The organism is Stappia indica (assembly GCF_009789575.1).
Lineage (GTDB): Bacteria > Pseudomonadota > Alphaproteobacteria > Rhizobiales > Stappiaceae > Stappia > Stappia indica_A.
In genome coordinates, this window is record NZ_CP046908.1 from 3179882 (window position 1) to 3194866 (window position 14985).

The following is a 14985-nucleotide window of genomic DNA, read 5'->3' on the forward strand; positions in this document are numbered from 1 at the left end:
TCATCCCTCCCGAAAAAGCTCGGTTTTCCGGCGCCCGGTCAGCGCCGCCACCCGCTCCAGCAGCATCTCGGTCGAACCGTCCACCAGCCCCACCACCTGGGCCGCTGCCAGATGCGCCTTCATCGGCGTTTGTCCCGACAGTCCCGCCGCTCCCAGCGCATGGAGAAGCTCCGGCATCCAGCGCCCCAGCGCCTGCGTTGCCGCGATTTTCGCCTGGGCCGCCAGAAGCTGGGCCGATGCCGCCTCTTCGGCGACGGCTTCCACCGCCGCCGCAGTCAGAGCCCGCGCCGCGGCAAGCGCAACCTCGCCCTCCGCCACCCGCAAGCGCCAATGCTGATGGGCTTGCAACGGTTGACCGAAGCTCCTGCGTTCGCGACCGAAGCCGTGCGCACTCTCCAGCGCGGCGGCCAACATCCCGCAGCACATGGCCGCCACATAGGCGCGCGCGCCGTTTATCTCGTTCAGGATTGCGCGGAATGCCCCACCCGGCGGCAACAGCATCTCACCCTCGGGCACCCGATAGGCGTCCAGCGTGAAACCACCCGTAGGCGCCGGCACAAAGGCATCGACCGAACACGCCGTGCGGCTCACCGCCGGATCGTCAAGTCTCACGAGGAAGGCTGCGATTCCGTCCCGCTCGCCGACCGTCCCGGTCTGGGCGTAGACAATCGACAGGCCCGCGACCGCGCCATTGGCGATCCACGCCTTCTCGCCGTGGAGGCACCAGCCGTCCGCGGTACGCTGTGCCATCGTGGAAATCGCAAAGAAGTCCGATCCGGCATGAGGCTCGGTCAGCGCGGTGCAGGCATGGTGCCGCCCTGCCAGAAGGTCCGGCAGGAGGCGCGCCGCCAGCTCGGGCGGGGCCGTGACAGCCAGCCTGGCCGCCACGTTGTGCGTATTGACCAGCGACAACGCAAAGCCGAAATCGACGCCTGCCAGGATCTCGCAGGCCTTGGCCTTTTCACGAAAGCCCAATCCAAGCCCGCCGGCTGACCGGGGTACCTCGATGCCGGTCAGCCCCAGATCGGCAGCCCGTCGCAGAAGCTGCGCATTCCTTGCCGCGTCGAGCGGTCCCGCCGCCGCCTGTTCCGCCAGTTCCCCGGCAGCGAAGGCGCGGACCTGATCCAGGAAACCCCGGTCGCACTCCCAGTCGAGGCCGGTCATCGCGCACGCCTCTTCTTCAGGAGGCCGAGCGCATCACTGGCCAACCCGACGATCCCGCGCGGCATGAAGATCGTCGCCAGGATGAGAATCAGGCCATAGATCACCAGGCGGAAGCTGTCGGCAAACCGTAGATATTCCGGCAGGAAAACGATGGCGAAGGCGCCGATGATCGGCCCCGTGATCGTCCCGCTGCCCCCCAGGATCACGGCCAGAACCGCATCCATGGATTGTGCGATGGTGAAGATCTCGGGATTGATGAAGCTCTGGTAGTGGGCATAGAGCGCCCCGGCAAAACCGGCAAACATCGCGCTGACGACAAAGGCAAAGAGCTTGTACTTCCAGGCAGCCAGTCCGGCGGCTCCGACCAGTGTTTCGTTCTGGCGGATCGCGACCAGGACCCGGCCCAGCCGGGAATTGACGATCAGGGCCGTCAGCGCGGTCACGCCCGTCGCTGCGATCAGCACAAAATAATAATAGGTCGTGCGGTCGGCGAAATTGATCGCCCCGTCCTTGCCGGCGCCGGGCTTGGGAATCCCCATCAGGCCGGCCTCGCCATTGGTCAGGTCGGTCAGATTCAGCAAGACGATGAAAATGACCATGTTGAAGGCGAGCGTGACGATGGCGAAATAATGCCCCTTCACACGCAGGCTCGGATACCCCGCGACGAGCGCGAAAAGAGCCGTGATCAGCGGCGCAGACAGGATCGTCAACCAGACAGGAAGGCCGAAGTTCAGCCCCAGAAGGGCCGTTCCATAGGCCCCGATCCCCATGAACCCGGCCTGGGCAATCGATACATAGCCGGTGAAGCCCTGTATCAGGTTCTGCCCCTGCGCAACAATCACCCAGATCAGCGCAAGGACCGACAGGTGGATGTAGTACTTGGTCGAAATAAAGGAGGGAAGGACGATCAGTCCGGCCAGAATTGCCAGATAAAGCAACCCGTTTTTCCTGGTGAGCGTCATTTCGTGCCTCCGAGCAATCCTTGCGGCCGGAACAACAGGACGACAATCATCACGACGAAGGCAATGACGTCCTTGTAGGCTGAGGACAGAAAGCCGGCCGCCAGCGCCTCTGTGACGCCCAGCACGAGGCCGCCGATGATTGCCCCGGGAATAGAGCCGAGCCCCCCCAGGATCAGCACGGCAAAGCCCTTCACGACCATCGCCTCGCCGACGCCCGGCGCGATGGCGAAGAGGGAGCCGACCATGACGCCTGCCGCAACGCCGAGCATGGTGGACATCGCGAAGACAATCAGCGGGATGCTGCGGACATTCACGCCCATCAGGATCGCCGCATCGCGGTTCTGCGCCACCGCCCGGATCGCCTGGCCGGTCTTGGTTCCCTCCACGAAGGCGGTCATGGCGATGACCAGCACCGTCGCGGCCAGGATGACGTAGAGCCGCGTCTCGGGAATGGTCACCCCCGCGATCTCGAACACCCGGTCGAAGCCGGTCGGGATCACCACCTGATCGGCCCCGAAAAGCTGGAGATTGATCCCTTCGACCATCATGGTCAGCCCGAGCGCGATGATGAAAGCATTGATGTGATTGGCGTTTCTGACCGGCCGATAGGCAAGAAACTCAATGAGCCCGCCCACCCCCATGCCCACGACCAACGCGACCGGAATGGCAAGCCAGAGCGAAACGCCCTGGGAAGCCACGAGCACATAGACCAGATACCCGCCGAACATCGACACCGACCCGTGTGCGAAATGCGCGATGCCGAGGATGCCGAACACCGTGGTCAGGCCGAGGGCGATCAGCACATAGACACTGCCGATCGCCACGCCATTCGTGATCTGCTGAACAAGCTCCAGCATGGTCTCAACCGTCGATGGAGCTGAGGAAGCGGGAATAGTCCTCGGCAACCGAAGGCAACTCCTGCACGAACACCCATGCACCGTCCTGCCACTGGAATGCGCCGTTGGTGGTGTAGGCCTGTCCGTTGCCATCGAACATGCGTCCGTCGATGGGGATGTATTGCATCACCGCCTCCTTCGGCACCGGCAGGTCCCGCAGGGCCTTGGCCACGGCCGCGGCATCCTCGACCGTCCCGGCCTTCAGGATCGCATCGCGCAGCGCATAGAGTTGGTCATAGGCATAGGGCGAGCTCGGCGAGGGCTGGACACCAAACCGCGCCGTGAAATTCTCGTGGTAGGCACGGCCGGTCTCCCCCGTCGACTGCAGGGTCAGTTCGGTCGGCCGCAGGTCCCACACGCCTTCCATCTGCTCGGAGGAGGCGACGCGCAGGAACTGTTCCTCGCTGCCGCTGGTAAAGCCGTAGCGCGGCACATCGAGCCCCAGTTCCACCGACTGACGGTAGACGAAGGCCGCTGGCTCGACATACCCGACCACCAGCAACGCATCCGGCTCCAGCGCCCGGATCTTGGTCAGTTGCGGGCTCATGTCGCGATCTTTCAGGCCAAAGGCCTCGCGCGTGACGATCTCACCGCCGCCTTTGACGAACTCGCGCTCGAAAGCGTCGACATACATGGCGTAGAACGAGGTTTCGAGGGCCCCGATCACAGCAACCCGCTTGTGGCCCTTCGAGGCGACGAAGGTTCCGGCTGCCGCCCCCGTGTAGTCGGCGGGCGGGCGGGTGCGCACCAGATTGTCTATCCCGCGCGTGGTGATCGAGCGTTCGGCGGCATTGCCGACCAGCATCACCGCATCTTCATTCTGGATGAAGGAGGCCACCGCGCCGGTCGCACCGGAACAGCAGAAGCCCAGCAGGAACCGCGCGCCATCCCGGTCGATGAGCTTGCGCACGCTGTTCGAGGCCTCGGTCGGATTGGCCTTGTCGTCATAGGACAGGACCGTGATCTTGTAGGTATCCTCGCCGAGGCGGATGCCGCCGGCTGCATTGACCTCTTCCGCGGCCAGTTCCACCGCCCGTGCCTGCGGCACGCCATAAACGGCGGCGGGCCCGGTCAGCGCATCGCTGACGCCGACCACCAGGTCCTTTTCCGCCGCGCTGGCCAGAGACGTGGAGGCTGCGAGCACGGCAGCAGCAAGCCCCGCGCCGATCGTGGATCTGCGTTTCATGAGTTCCTCCCTAGTGTTGTTGTTCACGCCCGGTTCCGCCGGACGATTTCGGTCTCCCGCGCCCTGTTCAATCGCCGAGATAGGCGCGGGCGACGTCCGGGTTCTGCTGCAACGCCTCGCCGGTTCCCTCCAGAACCACCTTGCCGACCTCGAAGAGGTAAGCGCGGTCCGCCAGCTTCAGCGCCATCAGCGAATTCTGTTCGACAAGCAGGATGGTCATGCCCCTCGCCTTGATCCGGGCGATGGTCTCGGCCACTTCCGCGACGATTTTCGGGGCCAGGCCGAGCGACGGCTCATCGAAGATGCACACTTTCGGTCGCGCCATCAGGGCACGGGCAATGGCCAGCATCTCCTGCTCGCCGCCCGACAGGGTGCCCGCGGCCTGACGCGCCCGTTTCCGCAGGATCGGAAACATCTGCATCATTTCATCGAGATCGTCGGCCTGCTCCGCATCGCGGCGGGTATAGGCCCCGAGCTTCAGATTCTGGAGCACCGTCATTTCAGGAAAGACCTGACGCCCCTCCGGACACATGGTGATGCCCGCCCGCACGATCTCGTGTCCGCTCGCTCCGGTGATGTCGCGGCCCTGAAACCGGACCGTTCCGCCGCGCGGCTTTACCAGACCGCAAACGGTTTTCAGCGCCGTGCTCTTTCCCGCGCCATTGGCGCCGATCAGCGCAACGCATTCCCCCTGGTTGACGTGAAAGTCGATGCCGTGCAGCACCTCGATCTGGCCATAGCCAGCCTTCAGTCCGCTGACCTCCAGCATCACGCGGCCTCCCCGAGATAGGCGTCGACGACCCTTTGGTCGGACCGGATTTCCCGCGGCGTCCCTTCGGCGATCTTCTCTCCGAAATTGAGCACGGTGATGCGGTCGCACACTTTCATGATCAGGGACATGTGATGCTCGATCACCAGCACCGCGTGCCCGCGCGCCCCGAGCGCCAGAATGAGATGGCTCAACCGGTCCCGCTCGTGCGAAACCATGCCGGCCGCCGGTTCATCGAGAAGAATGACCGCCGGATCGGCGGCCAGCGCCGTGGCGATCATCAGGAACCTCTGATCAGCGGCAGAGACTTCCTCGATCCGGGTATCGGCGAGATCGGCAAGCCCGGTCAGTTGCAGGATCTCGTCGAGCCGGCCCCGCAATTCCGGTTCCATGCGCGCCCCGGAGCGGAGCATCGACCAGACGCCGCGCCTGGTCCTCGCCGGCTCCGCGCCCAGCAGAACCTGCTCGCGAACCGTGAATTCGGGAAAGACGCTGGCTGTCTGGAAGGTCCGCGTCAGGCCGGCCTGCACCCGGGCATATTCCGGCAGATGGTGCACCGGCTTGCCGCGCAAGCGGATCTCGCCCGAGGTTGCGGGAAACACCCCGGCCAGCGTGTTCACCGTGGTCGACTTGCCGCTGCCATTGGGCCCGATCAGTCCCATCACCTCTCCCCGGGCGATGCCGAAGGACAGGCCGTCGAGCGCCTTCACGCCGCCAAACGTCTTTCCGAGATCGCGAACGTCTAGTGCAAGGTCCACCGCATCCTCCCTGCCTGCGTCTCCTCCACGCAGGCCTCCATCCATCGGCACCTTAGTCAGCCGCCCTCCGGCGCGGAATTTCAAAAAACTGTCAAACTATCCAAAAATTCGATAGCCTGACGAGAAGACGCGGCACCTCAATTCAGAATTGCAGAACGGAAGCCGACACTTGGACCAGATCAGAAACCTGAATTCTCTTCAGATTTTCTTTGCCGTTTCGGAGCTGAAGAGCGTCAGTGCGGCAGCGCGGGCCCTGACGACCAGCCAAAGCGCGGTCAGCTATCATATCAAGAAATTAGAGGATGACCTCGGCGTACCGCTGTTCGACAGGCGCTTCGACGGGCTGGAGCCGACGGCGTTCGGCAGCCTGCTCGCCAGCCATGTCGGCAAGGGATTTGCCGAGATCCGCGCAGGGCTGAAGAACATCGCCAGCCTGCGCAACGGACGCGAGGTCTGCGTGGCCATGGTTCCGATGTTCGCCAGCCGCTGGCTGGCCCCGCGCATTGCCCATTTCTGGGAGGCGCATTCCGATGTCCAGCTGAGCTTCGTTCACCACGGCAACAATTACACCGAGCTGCCGCGCGGCACCCTGAATGCGGACATGGGCGTGCAATGGGGCCTCGGCAGATGGCCGGGTTTTACCGCGCAGGAGATTTTCGCCGACGACCTGGTCGTTGTCTGCAGCCCCGTCTATCTGGAGCGGACCTGCATCCGGACGGAGGCGGACCTTGCCCATTGCCGGCTGCTGCATGTCAACGATCACGACCTGTGGGGCGAATGGTTCGGGGAGGTGCTCGGTTTCCCGCCCGACCCCCGGAACCGGATGCTGCTGGAGGACCGGAGTTTTCAGCTCAGTTCCACTCTCAACGGCGTCGGCGTCTCGCTGATGGTCAAAAGCTTCGTGCAGGACGAACTGGCCGCCGGAACCCTGGTCAACCCGCTGGGCCGCACCTATCCGACGCAGTGCCGCTATTATCTGGTCCAGCCGGAGAATTTCGCCCTGTCCGGGCCGGCCCGGAAATTCCGGTCCTGGCTGTTGCAGGCGACCAAGGGGCAGGCCGGTCGGCCGATCCACGCCATGCCCGGTGCAACGCCGGCACACTAGCCGGCGGCGCTGCGCAGCGCCCCGATCACCCACCAGCGCGCATGGGCTCATGTGCGCTGGTTTTGTTTTGGGGGGGGGCTTGCTGCTGCGGCCTGTCCGACGGCGCGCCCAATCACCGCGATATCGACTGGACCTTGGAACTGCCTTCTGAGAGCCACTGCATGCCTCAGTCTTACAGAGGCTCGAGCTCCCACGCCATAGCCCCCTGATTGAGGAAGGAGAGTGGCGGCGATGGGGAGGGAGGGGAACTGGCACCCCTTGGCGTTGGCGATTGGGATACCGGCCATCGATTGTCTGTATGGTTGGGCAGGAGTTCGTTGGCTGCACCGTCGACGGCATCTAAGGCTTGGAGTTATGCACTAGAGAGGTAATAAGCCGATGCAGCCCGGCACATGGATGAACAGGCGGCTCGCCGCTTACCGAAACCTGACCATCCAGGAGAAGCGTGCCATACGGGATTTTGCGCTGCTATGGAGCTTCTTCGAGGAAATGTGGCTCGGAAATCGGGGAGATGTTCCCCGCATTCGGCTGGAAGTGGAAGCCCGCTTAGCGCCCGATGCCTCGATGGCTGCATTTGAGGGAGCCCTCACCTACTTTAGCAACCGATACGTCCATGCGGGCAATCCCAGCCCGGCGTTTGCTCACCTTCGCGTCAGCGCCAACGACCGCCAGTATGTTCTCGACGTTCTGAGCGGCCAGAACAATGAGCCGAGGCGGGTTTTAGCCGCCCTCCTCATCATTGCTTACCGGCTACGGAACAACTTTTTCCATGGCGAGAAGGCCGCTTACGGCTACCAAGGCCAGCTCGAAAACTTCCGACATGCAAATGCCGTGCTGATGCAAACGATGGACTTGTGATCACATGGCCGAGGATATCTACAACATCTACCTGGTTATGGAGAATGACGTCTGCCGGTCAGCCCGCTACGTCGTTCACAGGTTATCTTTTGATACGGATGACGAGGCTGTTGCGTTTCTTAGAGCGCGCGTTGAAGGCGACCTGGTTGACTCAGTGGTCTTTCCGATCGCCCGTCAGTTTACCCTGTCGGAGTATTACTCTCACATTCGCCTGGGGCAGGGCATGGCGCTATATGACGATCTGCTTCAGGCTTTGAAAGCCTCTGTCTCCCCCCTTTGCGTAACGACGCTGGTGGTCGATGACCGGGTACGCGTTGACCATGCGAGTGAACATGGCGACCCGGACATTTACCTCAACCCGCAGGTCCTAGGGGGCACGAAAATGGATGATTGGCTGTTGAAATATACCAGCGACACAAGCATCGACCTAACCCAGCTCATCCACGATGACTACTTCACCGCCATCAAGCTTACCTACAACGCCAAGCTCTATGTCTCGGCTATGAAGCTGCTCCTGTCCTGCTTGGACAGCGTTTCCTATATCGAGTACGGCGACAAGGGCACGCCGTTCGTCCGGTGGCTGGATGATTTCGCTGATTTGTCACGCTTGGGCGTGACGTCCAAGGAACTGTGGGAGCTGCGAAACGGCTTGCTCCACATGACAAATCTCCAGTCCCGTCAAGTCCGCAACCAGAAAACACGGCGTATTTCGTTCCGCATAGGAGGCAAGCCCGGCGAAGCGGACAGCATCTACTATTTCGTCTTTTCAGATCTAATCGACGCTTACGGGAAGGCTATCGGTCGGTGGCTTGGGAGCTACAATACCGACCGGGCAAAATTCGTAAAGTTTGTTGAGCGGTACGACGAAACCATCTCCGACAGCCGATTTGCAGTATCACCTGCCGTGTCGCCATGACCAAAAATCGGGACCTTGGATATCGCTTGGCCCAATTGTTCTTAGAAGTCACAACCGATGCACGGATTGAGGCCTCATGACTGCAAGCAATCCTAACCACGAACGAACGGACCAAGTGCGCGCATTTTCAGAAATGGCAGTTCTTGAGTTATTGCGCCGACTAAGGACATGATCGCTACACGACGTGCACTTCAATGGCGAATGGCTGCTTTCGGAACTTCGCCAATCGGCCACGAATGTCTTAATGGGGGCCGGAAGCTGCCGTTGCGGCTTCACGATATCATCAGGCTGTAGCGTAAAGCTGGGATTATGCGCGCCAATCGACGTACGACGCTCGGCGGCACTATCGCATTATAGGAAATCGGGGAAAATGGCGGAGAGAGAGGGATTCGAACCCTCGATACGGTTTCCCGTATACACGCGTTCCAGGCGTGCGCCTTAAACCACTCGGCCACCTCTCCGCAGCCGGCCCGTCCGGTGGGCCTGCATGGCAGGCCTTATCGTCGGTCCTCGTGCGGGAAGGCGATGGGTCCGGCAGCGCACCAAGGCGGCGCGAAGCCGGGCCGACCCGGCCCGCAAGTCGCGCAATATACTGACGATGCGGCCAAGTTCAAGCACTCATCCATGCCCTGCGGCGCTTTTCAACACGGGCGCTGAAACACAGCCGGCAACGGGTGAGAAAGCCGGCGGAAACATTGGGTTCCGGTCGGTGAGGCCAGAGGACGGGCGCTTGCGCGGGCGCTTGGCGCACGCAGCTGAGAGGCGCCGGCCTGCGGCCGGAACAGCGGGCGGCGGTCGTCCCGCGTGCTCACGGGTCGCTCCCGTGCTCTCACGCCTCGGGGAGACGCCTTTCGTCCATCTTGCGCTTTTGCGAAAGCAAGCCTATCTGATGCGCCCGGCGAGAGAGGCAAGGCGATGGCGCGCCGTGCCCATTCTCGCCGTTTTCTCGCGTTTTGCTGTCGCCCGGAAGGTCGAGGCGGGCTATGGTCCGGCCCGCGGCCGCCCGCGTATGCAATTTCGAGTGAACGAATTCCGCCGTGCGGAGTTCAGGAAGTTGCAGATGTCTGCCAGCAGACGTCTTGCTGTCGATGTTTGCACTCTGGCGCGGGCCGGCCCGATGCCTTCAGGCTTGGTGTTGGGTGGATCCGGAACGGAACGATGTTCAGACTTGTCCTGCGGCTTCTCGGTCTCTGGTTCGTGGCACTGGCGCTGGTGGCGCTGGTGATCGACGCCACGTCGACGATCGCTGCCGGCAGCTGGTCGACCACATCCTTCGGCCAGTACTGGTTCGACTTCGCACCTGGCAGTCTCGCCGCCGCCCAGGCCTTCGTCCAGGCCGAGGTCAACCCGGTCCTGTGGGATCCGGTCGCCCTCAAGCTCCTGGTGCAGCCGGCTTGGGCGATCGTCGGACCGCTCGGCTTCCTGCTCCTGTGGATCGGCGATCTCGGCCGCGGCCGTCGCCGTCGCAGGCTCGCCGAAACCGTCTGAGTTCCCTGCCCGCCGGCCTCCCCCGGCGCGCATCCCTTTGGAGGCATCCATGTCGTTCATGACCATGCTCAGCAACAAGTTCTCCCTGGTCGACCCGGCCATGGCGCTGCCCGGCCGCAGCGAGCCGATCATGACCCCGGGCATCCACACGGTGCTCGGCCGCCCGCTCGATCTTGCCCCCGGCGCGGGCGAGGAAGAGGTGCTGTTCGGCCTCGGCTGTTTCTGGGGCGCCGAGCGGCTGTTCTGGACCATGCCGGGCGTTCTCGTCACCGCGGTCGGCTATGCCGGCGGCCACACGCCGAACCCGACCTATCACGAGGTCTGCACGGGCCGCACCGGCCATACCGAGGTGGTGCGGGTGGTCTTCGACACCGCGCGCCTGCCGCGCGAGGAGCTGCTCAAGGCGTTCTGGGAAGGCCACGACCCGACGCAAGGCATGCGCCAGGGCAACGACACCGGCACCCAGTACCGCTCGGCGATCTACTTCCACCCGGACAGCGAGATGGCGGCGGCGGTGGAGGCCTCGCGCGCGAGTTATGCGGCAGCGCTGAAGGCGGCCGGCCACTCGCGCACCATCACCACCGAGACCAAGCCGATGGGCGCGTTCTACTTCGCCGAGGACTATCATCAGCAGTATCTCGACAAGAACCCCGGCGGCTATTGCGGCCTCGGCGGCACGGGCGTCGCCTGCCCGGCCGGGCTCGCCGTCTGACGCAAGCACGAAGCACTGACTGAATGAGGCGCGCGGGACGGCGGTTCCGCGCGCCTTTTCGTGCGCGCAGGCGCTGCCGCGCTGCGGCGGTCGAGAATGCCGCAGGTCCGCAGGCCGCCTTGCCGCTTTGCAAGCGGTGCGGCGGCGGCCCATATTCAGGCCATGTATCCTGAAGCCATCAGACCGGCCATCACCATCGATCCCGCCGTGCGCGCCAGATACCGCCGGCGCAACCGGTTGCACACGCTCGTGCTCGCGGCCGGGGCGGTGCTGCTGCTGTCGCTGACCGCGTGGACCCTGGCGGGGCCGCAAGGCGTCTTGTGGGCGGCCGTCGGCGGCTCGCTGTCGGTGATGCTGGCGGCGCGGTTTTCCTCCGCGCTGGTGCTGCAGCTCTACGGCGCGCGCGAGGTGACGCCCGCCGCCTTTCCGCAAGCGCATTCGATCGTGCGGCTGCTGGCGCAGCGCGCCGGCCTGCCGCGCATGCCGAGGCTCTATCTGGTGCCAAGCCGGATGGTGAACGCCTTTTCCACCGGCACCCGCGAGGACAGCGCCGTCTGCATCACCGAGGGGCTGCTCGCCCGCCTGACCCCGCGCGAGTTCGTCGGCGTGATGGCGCACGAGCTCGCCCATGTGGCGCACGGCGACATCCACGTGATGGCGATGGCCGACGTGGTGGCGCGGATGACCGGCATCATGTCGGTGTTCGGCCTGGTGCTGATGATGATCAGCCTGCCGGAGGCGCTGGCCGGCGGGGCCTCGGTGCCCTGGGCCGCGGTGCTGCTGCTGATCGTGGCGCCGACGCTGGGCTCGGCGGTGCAACTGGCCCTGTCGCGCACGCGCGAGTTCGAGGCGGATCTGGGCGCCGCCTCGCTGACCGGCGATCCGGAAGGCCTTGCCAGCGCGCTGATGAAGCTGGAGCGCATCCAGGGGCGCATGTGGGAGGCGGCGCTGCCGCAGGGCGCGCGCATCCCCGACCCGTCCGTGCTGCGCAGCCATCCGCAGACGGGCGAGCGGGTGCGGCGGCTGCGCGCGCTGCGGGCCGCGCCCGAGCACTGGCTGGACACGGCCGCAATGCCGCATGTCGCGGGCCGCTCGCCCGTGCCCGATGCCGGCGCCCCGCGCCGCCGGCTGAGCCGCTTCGGGACCTGGTACTGACGCGCCCTATTCGGGCAGGCCGAGGAAGCGGAAGGGCTCGGCCTCGACGAAGGACGCGGTCGCATTGCCGGAATAGATGTGATCCTGGTCCGGCCCCAGGTCGAGCTTGCGCACCGGCGCGCCCTTCGAGAGGTCGAGCTGGTTCAGGTCCACCCAGAACGTGTTGGGGGTGAGGGCGGATTCGAAGAAATACAGCAGTCGCTGGTGGTCGACGACCGTGCGCCAGCGGGTGGAGGAGATGTTCGGCTGGTCCGGCGTGGTGATGCCGAAGGGCACGGACACGTTGCGGATGACGCTGAAGACGCTGGCGATGGCGCGGTTGGGGTCCTCGGGCCGCGGGATCGCCTCCACATAGAAGCTCGCCCGCGTGAAGCGGTCGGCGGCGCGGTTGGTGCCGGGCAGGAACACGGTGCCGCCGATGCCGCGCCAGTATTCGGCCAGCGCCAGCTGCTCGTCGAAGGTCGGCGAGTTGGTCATCACCGTGAAGCGGCGGTTGTGATGGATGACCTGGCGGCCGCCGATGTATTCGACGATGGCGCTGTCGCCGCTGGCATCGGACATGGACAGGTGCAGCGTCGCCAGCCGGTCCTCGCCGGGCACATTGTCGGTGACGATGGTGAAGGGCTCGGTCTCCAGCGCCGCGACCGCTTCGGCGACGCTGGCGAAATTGTCGAGCACATACTGGCCCCAGGCGGCGATGGTCAGGCCCGGACGGTCGCCTTTCATCTCGGGATATTCGGACTCGGCCAGCCACAGAAGGTTGACGGCAAGGCCCTCCTCGTTGACCCCGTCCGTGGTCGACACGTCATAGCCCGAGGCGATGACGCTGCCGTATTTCGACGTCCATTTCAGCGAGTTCGGCCCGGCCTCGCCGCTGCGCTCCATGCCGCGCGGCATCGCCCACAGGTTGGTGGCGATCTCGGTCCTCCAGTCCATGGAACGGGCGGTGATCACCGTGTCGCCGGCGCCGTGATAGACGAGGCGGGTGCAGGCCTCTGCAAGGGCGACACCGCCGGTGGCGATGAGCGCTGCGAGCGCGATACGCGCGCTCATGCGCGTGCCGAGGCGGCGGGCGCGGGCGGAAAACGGCGTGCGGGGCATCGGGGGACCTTTCGGCGAGCCTTGTGGGGGGCGAATATGCCGCCCGGAAACGGACGGCCGCCGCCATGGTAGATGGCGGCGGCGAAGTCCGGCAAGCCGGTAAAAGCTGCGGCGCGGAAATGGCGCGTCCGTCAGGGGGGCGGTCAGGGGGCAGTCAGGGGGCGACGCAGGTCGCGGTGAGGCCGCCATCCACCACCAGCTCCTGCGCGGTGATGTAGCGCGCTTCGTCCGAGGCGAGGAACAGCGCCGCGTTGGCGGTGTCCCAGGCATCGCCCATGCGGCCCATCGGGCACTGCGCATCGCGCCGGGCGATCATCGCCTCCTCCCCGCCATAGGCGGCGGCGAGCGGCTTGCGGATCATCGGGGTGTTCATCAGCCCCGGCGAGACGCAATTGGCGCGGATGCCGAGCGGCGCATATTGCAGGGCGATGTTGCGGGTGAGCCCGACGATCGCGGCCTTGGAGGCCGAATAGGCGGCATAGGGAAAGCCGATATAGCGGGAGGCGGCGATCGAGGCGACGTTGACGATGGCGCCACTTTTCTGGCGCTCCATCACCGGCAGCACATGCTTGCAGGTGAGGAAGACGCTGGTCTGGTTGATGGCGATCACCCGGTTCCAGCTCTCCTCGGAGGCCTCCACCGGCCCGCCGGTTTCCGAGATGCCGACATTGTTGTGCAGGATGTCGATGCGGCCGAAATGGGAAAGGCAGGCCTCGACCATCGCCGCGACCTCGGCGGAGTTTGCAACGTCGGCCCGCGCCGTCTCGCAGGTGCCGCCCTCGGAGCGGATGATGTCGCGGGTCTCGGCCGCCGCGCGCTCATTGCGGTCGACGGCGAGGATGCGCGCGCCGCTGCGCGCGAAAAGAACCGCCGCCGCCTTGCCGTTGCCCCAGCCTTCTCCCGAGGAGCCGGCGCCGACGACGAGGGCGATCTTGCCGGCCAGTCGGCCCGCTGAAGTCTCTGTCATGTGGGAACTGTCCGTTCTGCTGCCTTGACGTGCAAAGACCGGGACGGGTGGGCCCATCCCGGATCGCAAGGAAGGGCCGGAGCGGACGGGTCGCCCGCTCCGGCCTGCCGCGTTCGGCGGTTACTCGGCCGCTTCGCGCATGGACAGGGCGTAGCGCTGCAGCGCGTCGTCCTCGACCGGCTCGATCGGCGTGAAATCGCGATGGGCGATGTATTCCGGCCGGGTCGGCTTGCGGATCGCGTTGGAGACGGTGGAGAGCGTCAGGTAGACGATCTTGCGCGGGTAGGGCGTGATGTTGCCCGACGAGCCGTGCACCAGGTTGCCGTGGTGGATGAGCAACCCGCCCGCCTTGCCGGTCGGGGCGACGATGCCGCCCTTGGCGGCAAGCTCGGTCACCACCTGGTTGTCGAGCGTCCACAGCCCGTAGCTGGTGGTCGTGGTGTCGTATTCCGACTTGAGCTGGCCGTGGGTGTGCGAGCCGGCGATCAGCATGAGCGGACCGTTGATCGGCAGCACGTCGTCGAGGAACACGGAGATGTTCATCGCCCGCGGCTCGGGCATGCCGTCGTCCTTGTGCCAGGTCGGGAAATCCTGGTGCCACTGCCAGACGTCGCCGGTGAAGGCGGCCTTCGCGTTCACCTTGAACTGGTGCATGTACAGCTCTTCGCCGAAGATCTGGCGCACCGGCTCGATGAGGCGGGGATGGCGGCCGAGCAGGCGGAACGCCTCGTTGTAGGTGTGGCAGGCAAAGGCCGTGCGCGGGGTGCCGTCCTTCTCGCGCCAGATCTCCTTGCGGTCCTCGTCGAAGATGCCGGACGCTGCCTCCCGCAGCACCTCGATCTCTTCCGGCGAGAAGGCCTCGGGCAGGAAGAGATAGCCCTGGCGGTTGAATTCGTCCTGTTGTTCCTGCGTCAGCTTCATGTGGCGTTCCTCCTCTTGGCCACGGCC

At 64.9% G+C, this 14985-nt stretch carries 15 protein-coding genes and 1 tRNA gene; 6 read left to right on the forward strand and 10 right to left on the reverse strand.

The window, feature by feature from the left end:
• The 6 genes from GH266_RS14935 to GH266_RS14960 form a co-directional block, all read right to left on the reverse strand.
• Nucleotides 1–1164 carry an acyl-CoA dehydrogenase family protein gene (locus GH266_RS14935; RefSeq protein ID WP_158194539.1) on the reverse strand — a complete coding sequence of 388 codons (1164 nt, stop codon included), beginning with the start codon at nt 1162–1164 and terminating at the stop codon, nt 1–3.
• Nucleotides 1161–2126, reverse strand: a complete 966-nt coding sequence (locus GH266_RS14940) for a branched-chain amino acid ABC transporter permease (RefSeq protein ID WP_067217507.1) — start codon at nt 2124–2126, stop codon at nt 1161–1163. The genes GH266_RS14935 and GH266_RS14940 overlap by 4 nt, the downstream gene beginning before the upstream one ends.
• Nucleotides 2123–2983, reverse strand: a complete 861-nt coding sequence (locus GH266_RS14945; RefSeq protein ID WP_158194540.1) for a branched-chain amino acid ABC transporter permease — start codon at nt 2981–2983, stop codon at nt 2123–2125. Before GH266_RS14945 ends, GH266_RS14940 begins: the two co-directional genes overlap by 4 nt.
• A gap of 4 nt (nt 2984–2987) precedes the next feature.
• A complete protein-coding gene (locus tag GH266_RS14950; protein WP_158194541.1) occupies nt 2988–4208 on the reverse strand; it encodes an ABC transporter substrate-binding protein in 1221 nt (406 codons plus the stop codon).
• 67 nt (nt 4209–4275) lie between these two features.
• Nucleotides 4276–4977 carry an ABC transporter ATP-binding protein gene (locus GH266_RS14955; RefSeq protein ID WP_158194542.1) on the reverse strand — a complete coding sequence of 234 codons (702 nt, stop codon included), beginning with the start codon at nt 4975–4977 and terminating at the stop codon, nt 4276–4278.
• Entirely contained in the window at nt 4977–5735 is a 759-nt protein-coding gene (locus tag GH266_RS14960; protein ID WP_244953695.1) for an ABC transporter ATP-binding protein, read from the reverse strand. Before GH266_RS14960 ends, GH266_RS14955 begins: the two co-directional genes overlap by 1 nt.
• Before the next feature lie 169 nt (nt 5736–5904).
• Between GH266_RS14960 and GH266_RS14965 the strand changes: the two genes are divergently transcribed.
• The 3 genes from GH266_RS14965 to GH266_RS14975 all read left to right on the forward strand — a co-directional run bounded on the left by GH266_RS14965 (nt 5905) and on the right by GH266_RS14975 (nt 8614).
• Nucleotides 5905–6840 carry a LysR substrate-binding domain-containing protein gene (locus GH266_RS14965; RefSeq protein ID WP_158194543.1) on the forward strand — a complete coding sequence of 312 codons (936 nt, stop codon included), beginning with the start codon at nt 5905–5907 and terminating at the stop codon, nt 6838–6840.
• 378 nt (nt 6841–7218) lie between these two features.
• Nucleotides 7219–7698: a hypothetical protein gene (locus tag GH266_RS14970; RefSeq protein ID WP_158194544.1), complete on the forward strand. Its 480-nt coding sequence runs from the start codon at nt 7219–7221 to the stop codon at nt 7696–7698.
• 4 nt (nt 7699–7702) lie between these two features.
• Nucleotides 7703–8614, forward strand: a complete 912-nt coding sequence (locus GH266_RS14975) for a hypothetical protein (RefSeq protein WP_158194545.1) — start codon at nt 7703–7705, stop codon at nt 8612–8614.
• A 371-nt stretch (nt 8615–8985) separates the two neighbouring features.
• Here GH266_RS14975 and GH266_RS14980 read toward each other — a convergent pair.
• A tRNA-Ser gene (locus tag GH266_RS14980) sits at nt 8986–9075 on the reverse strand.
• Between the two features lie 697 nt (nt 9076–9772).
• Here GH266_RS14980 and GH266_RS14985 point away from each other — a divergent pair.
• The 3 genes from GH266_RS14985 (at nt 9773) to GH266_RS14995 (ending at nt 11969) form a co-directional block, all read left to right on the forward strand.
• Complete coding sequence (locus GH266_RS14985; RefSeq protein WP_158194546.1) at nt 9773–10102, forward strand: hypothetical protein; 330 nt, start codon at nt 9773–9775, stop codon at nt 10100–10102.
• 49 nt (nt 10103–10151) lie between these two features.
• The gene (gene msrA, locus GH266_RS14990; RefSeq protein ID WP_158194547.1) at nt 10152–10814 is read left to right on the forward strand and encodes a peptide-methionine (S)-S-oxide reductase MsrA; all 663 of its coding nucleotides are present in this window, start codon (nt 10152–10154) and stop codon (nt 10812–10814) included.
• Between the two features lie 162 nt (nt 10815–10976).
• Nucleotides 10977–11969 (forward strand): zinc metalloprotease HtpX, encoded by a 993-nt coding sequence (locus GH266_RS14995; protein WP_158194548.1) that lies wholly within the window; start codon nt 10977–10979, stop codon nt 11967–11969.
• A 6-nt stretch (nt 11970–11975) separates the two neighbouring features.
• Here GH266_RS14995 and GH266_RS15000 read toward each other — a convergent pair whose 3' ends face one another.
• The 3 genes from GH266_RS15000 to GH266_RS15010 form a co-directional block, all read right to left on the reverse strand.
• Nucleotides 11976–13022, reverse strand: coding sequence for a linear amide C-N hydrolase (locus GH266_RS15000; protein WP_158196227.1), 1047 nt, complete (start codon nt 13020–13022; stop codon nt 11976–11978).
• Nucleotides 13023–13224: 202 nt separating this feature from the next.
• Complete coding sequence (locus GH266_RS15005) at nt 13225–14037, reverse strand: SDR family NAD(P)-dependent oxidoreductase (RefSeq protein ID WP_158194549.1); 813 nt, start codon at nt 14035–14037, stop codon at nt 13225–13227.
• A gap of 120 nt (nt 14038–14157) precedes the next feature.
• Nucleotides 14158–14958 (reverse strand): phytanoyl-CoA dioxygenase family protein, encoded by an 801-nt coding sequence (locus GH266_RS15010; RefSeq protein ID WP_158194550.1) that lies wholly within the window; start codon nt 14956–14958, stop codon nt 14158–14160.
• Nucleotides 14959–14985 lie beyond the last annotated feature (27 nt).

What these genes read in the sequence shown, in the direction of transcription:
- GH266_RS14970 (WP_158194544.1), top strand. Translation starts at nt 7,219, where the DNA reads ATGCAGCCCGGCACATGGATGAACAGGCGGCTCGCCGCTTACCGAAAC.
- GH266_RS15010 (WP_158194550.1), bottom strand. Translation starts at nt 14,958, where the DNA reads ATGAAGCTGACGCAGGAACAACAGGACGAATTCAACCGCCAGGGCTAT.
- GH266_RS14945 (WP_158194540.1), bottom strand. Translation starts at nt 2,983, where the DNA reads ATGCTGGAGCTTGTTCAGCAGATCACGAATGGCGTGGCGATCGGCAGT.
- GH266_RS14935 (WP_158194539.1), bottom strand. Translation starts at nt 1,164, where the DNA reads ATGACCGGCCTCGACTGGGAGTGCGACCGGGGTTTCCTGGATCAGGTC.
- GH266_RS15005 (WP_158194549.1), bottom strand. Translation starts at nt 14,037, where the DNA reads ATGACAGAGACTTCAGCGGGCCGACTGGCCGGCAAGATCGCCCTCGTC.
- GH266_RS14975 (WP_158194545.1), top strand. Translation starts at nt 7,703, where the DNA reads ATGGCCGAGGATATCTACAACATCTACCTGGTTATGGAGAATGACGTC.
- GH266_RS14985 (WP_158194546.1), top strand. Translation starts at nt 9,773, where the DNA reads ATGTTCAGACTTGTCCTGCGGCTTCTCGGTCTCTGGTTCGTGGCACTG.
- GH266_RS14940 (WP_067217507.1), bottom strand. Translation starts at nt 2,126, where the DNA reads ATGACGCTCACCAGGAAAAACGGGTTGCTTTATCTGGCAATTCTGGCC.
- GH266_RS14995 (WP_158194548.1), top strand. Translation starts at nt 10,977, where the DNA reads ATGTATCCTGAAGCCATCAGACCGGCCATCACCATCGATCCCGCCGTG.
- GH266_RS14950 (WP_158194541.1), bottom strand. Translation starts at nt 4,208, where the DNA reads ATGAAACGCAGATCCACGATCGGCGCGGGGCTTGCTGCTGCCGTGCTC.
- GH266_RS15000 (WP_158196227.1), bottom strand. Translation starts at nt 13,022, where the DNA reads ATGAGCGCGCGTATCGCGCTCGCAGCGCTCATCGCCACCGGCGGTGTC.
- GH266_RS14955 (WP_158194542.1), bottom strand. Translation starts at nt 4,977, where the DNA reads ATGCTGGAGGTCAGCGGACTGAAGGCTGGCTATGGCCAGATCGAGGTG.
- msrA (WP_158194547.1), top strand. Translation starts at nt 10,152, where the DNA reads ATGTCGTTCATGACCATGCTCAGCAACAAGTTCTCCCTGGTCGACCCG.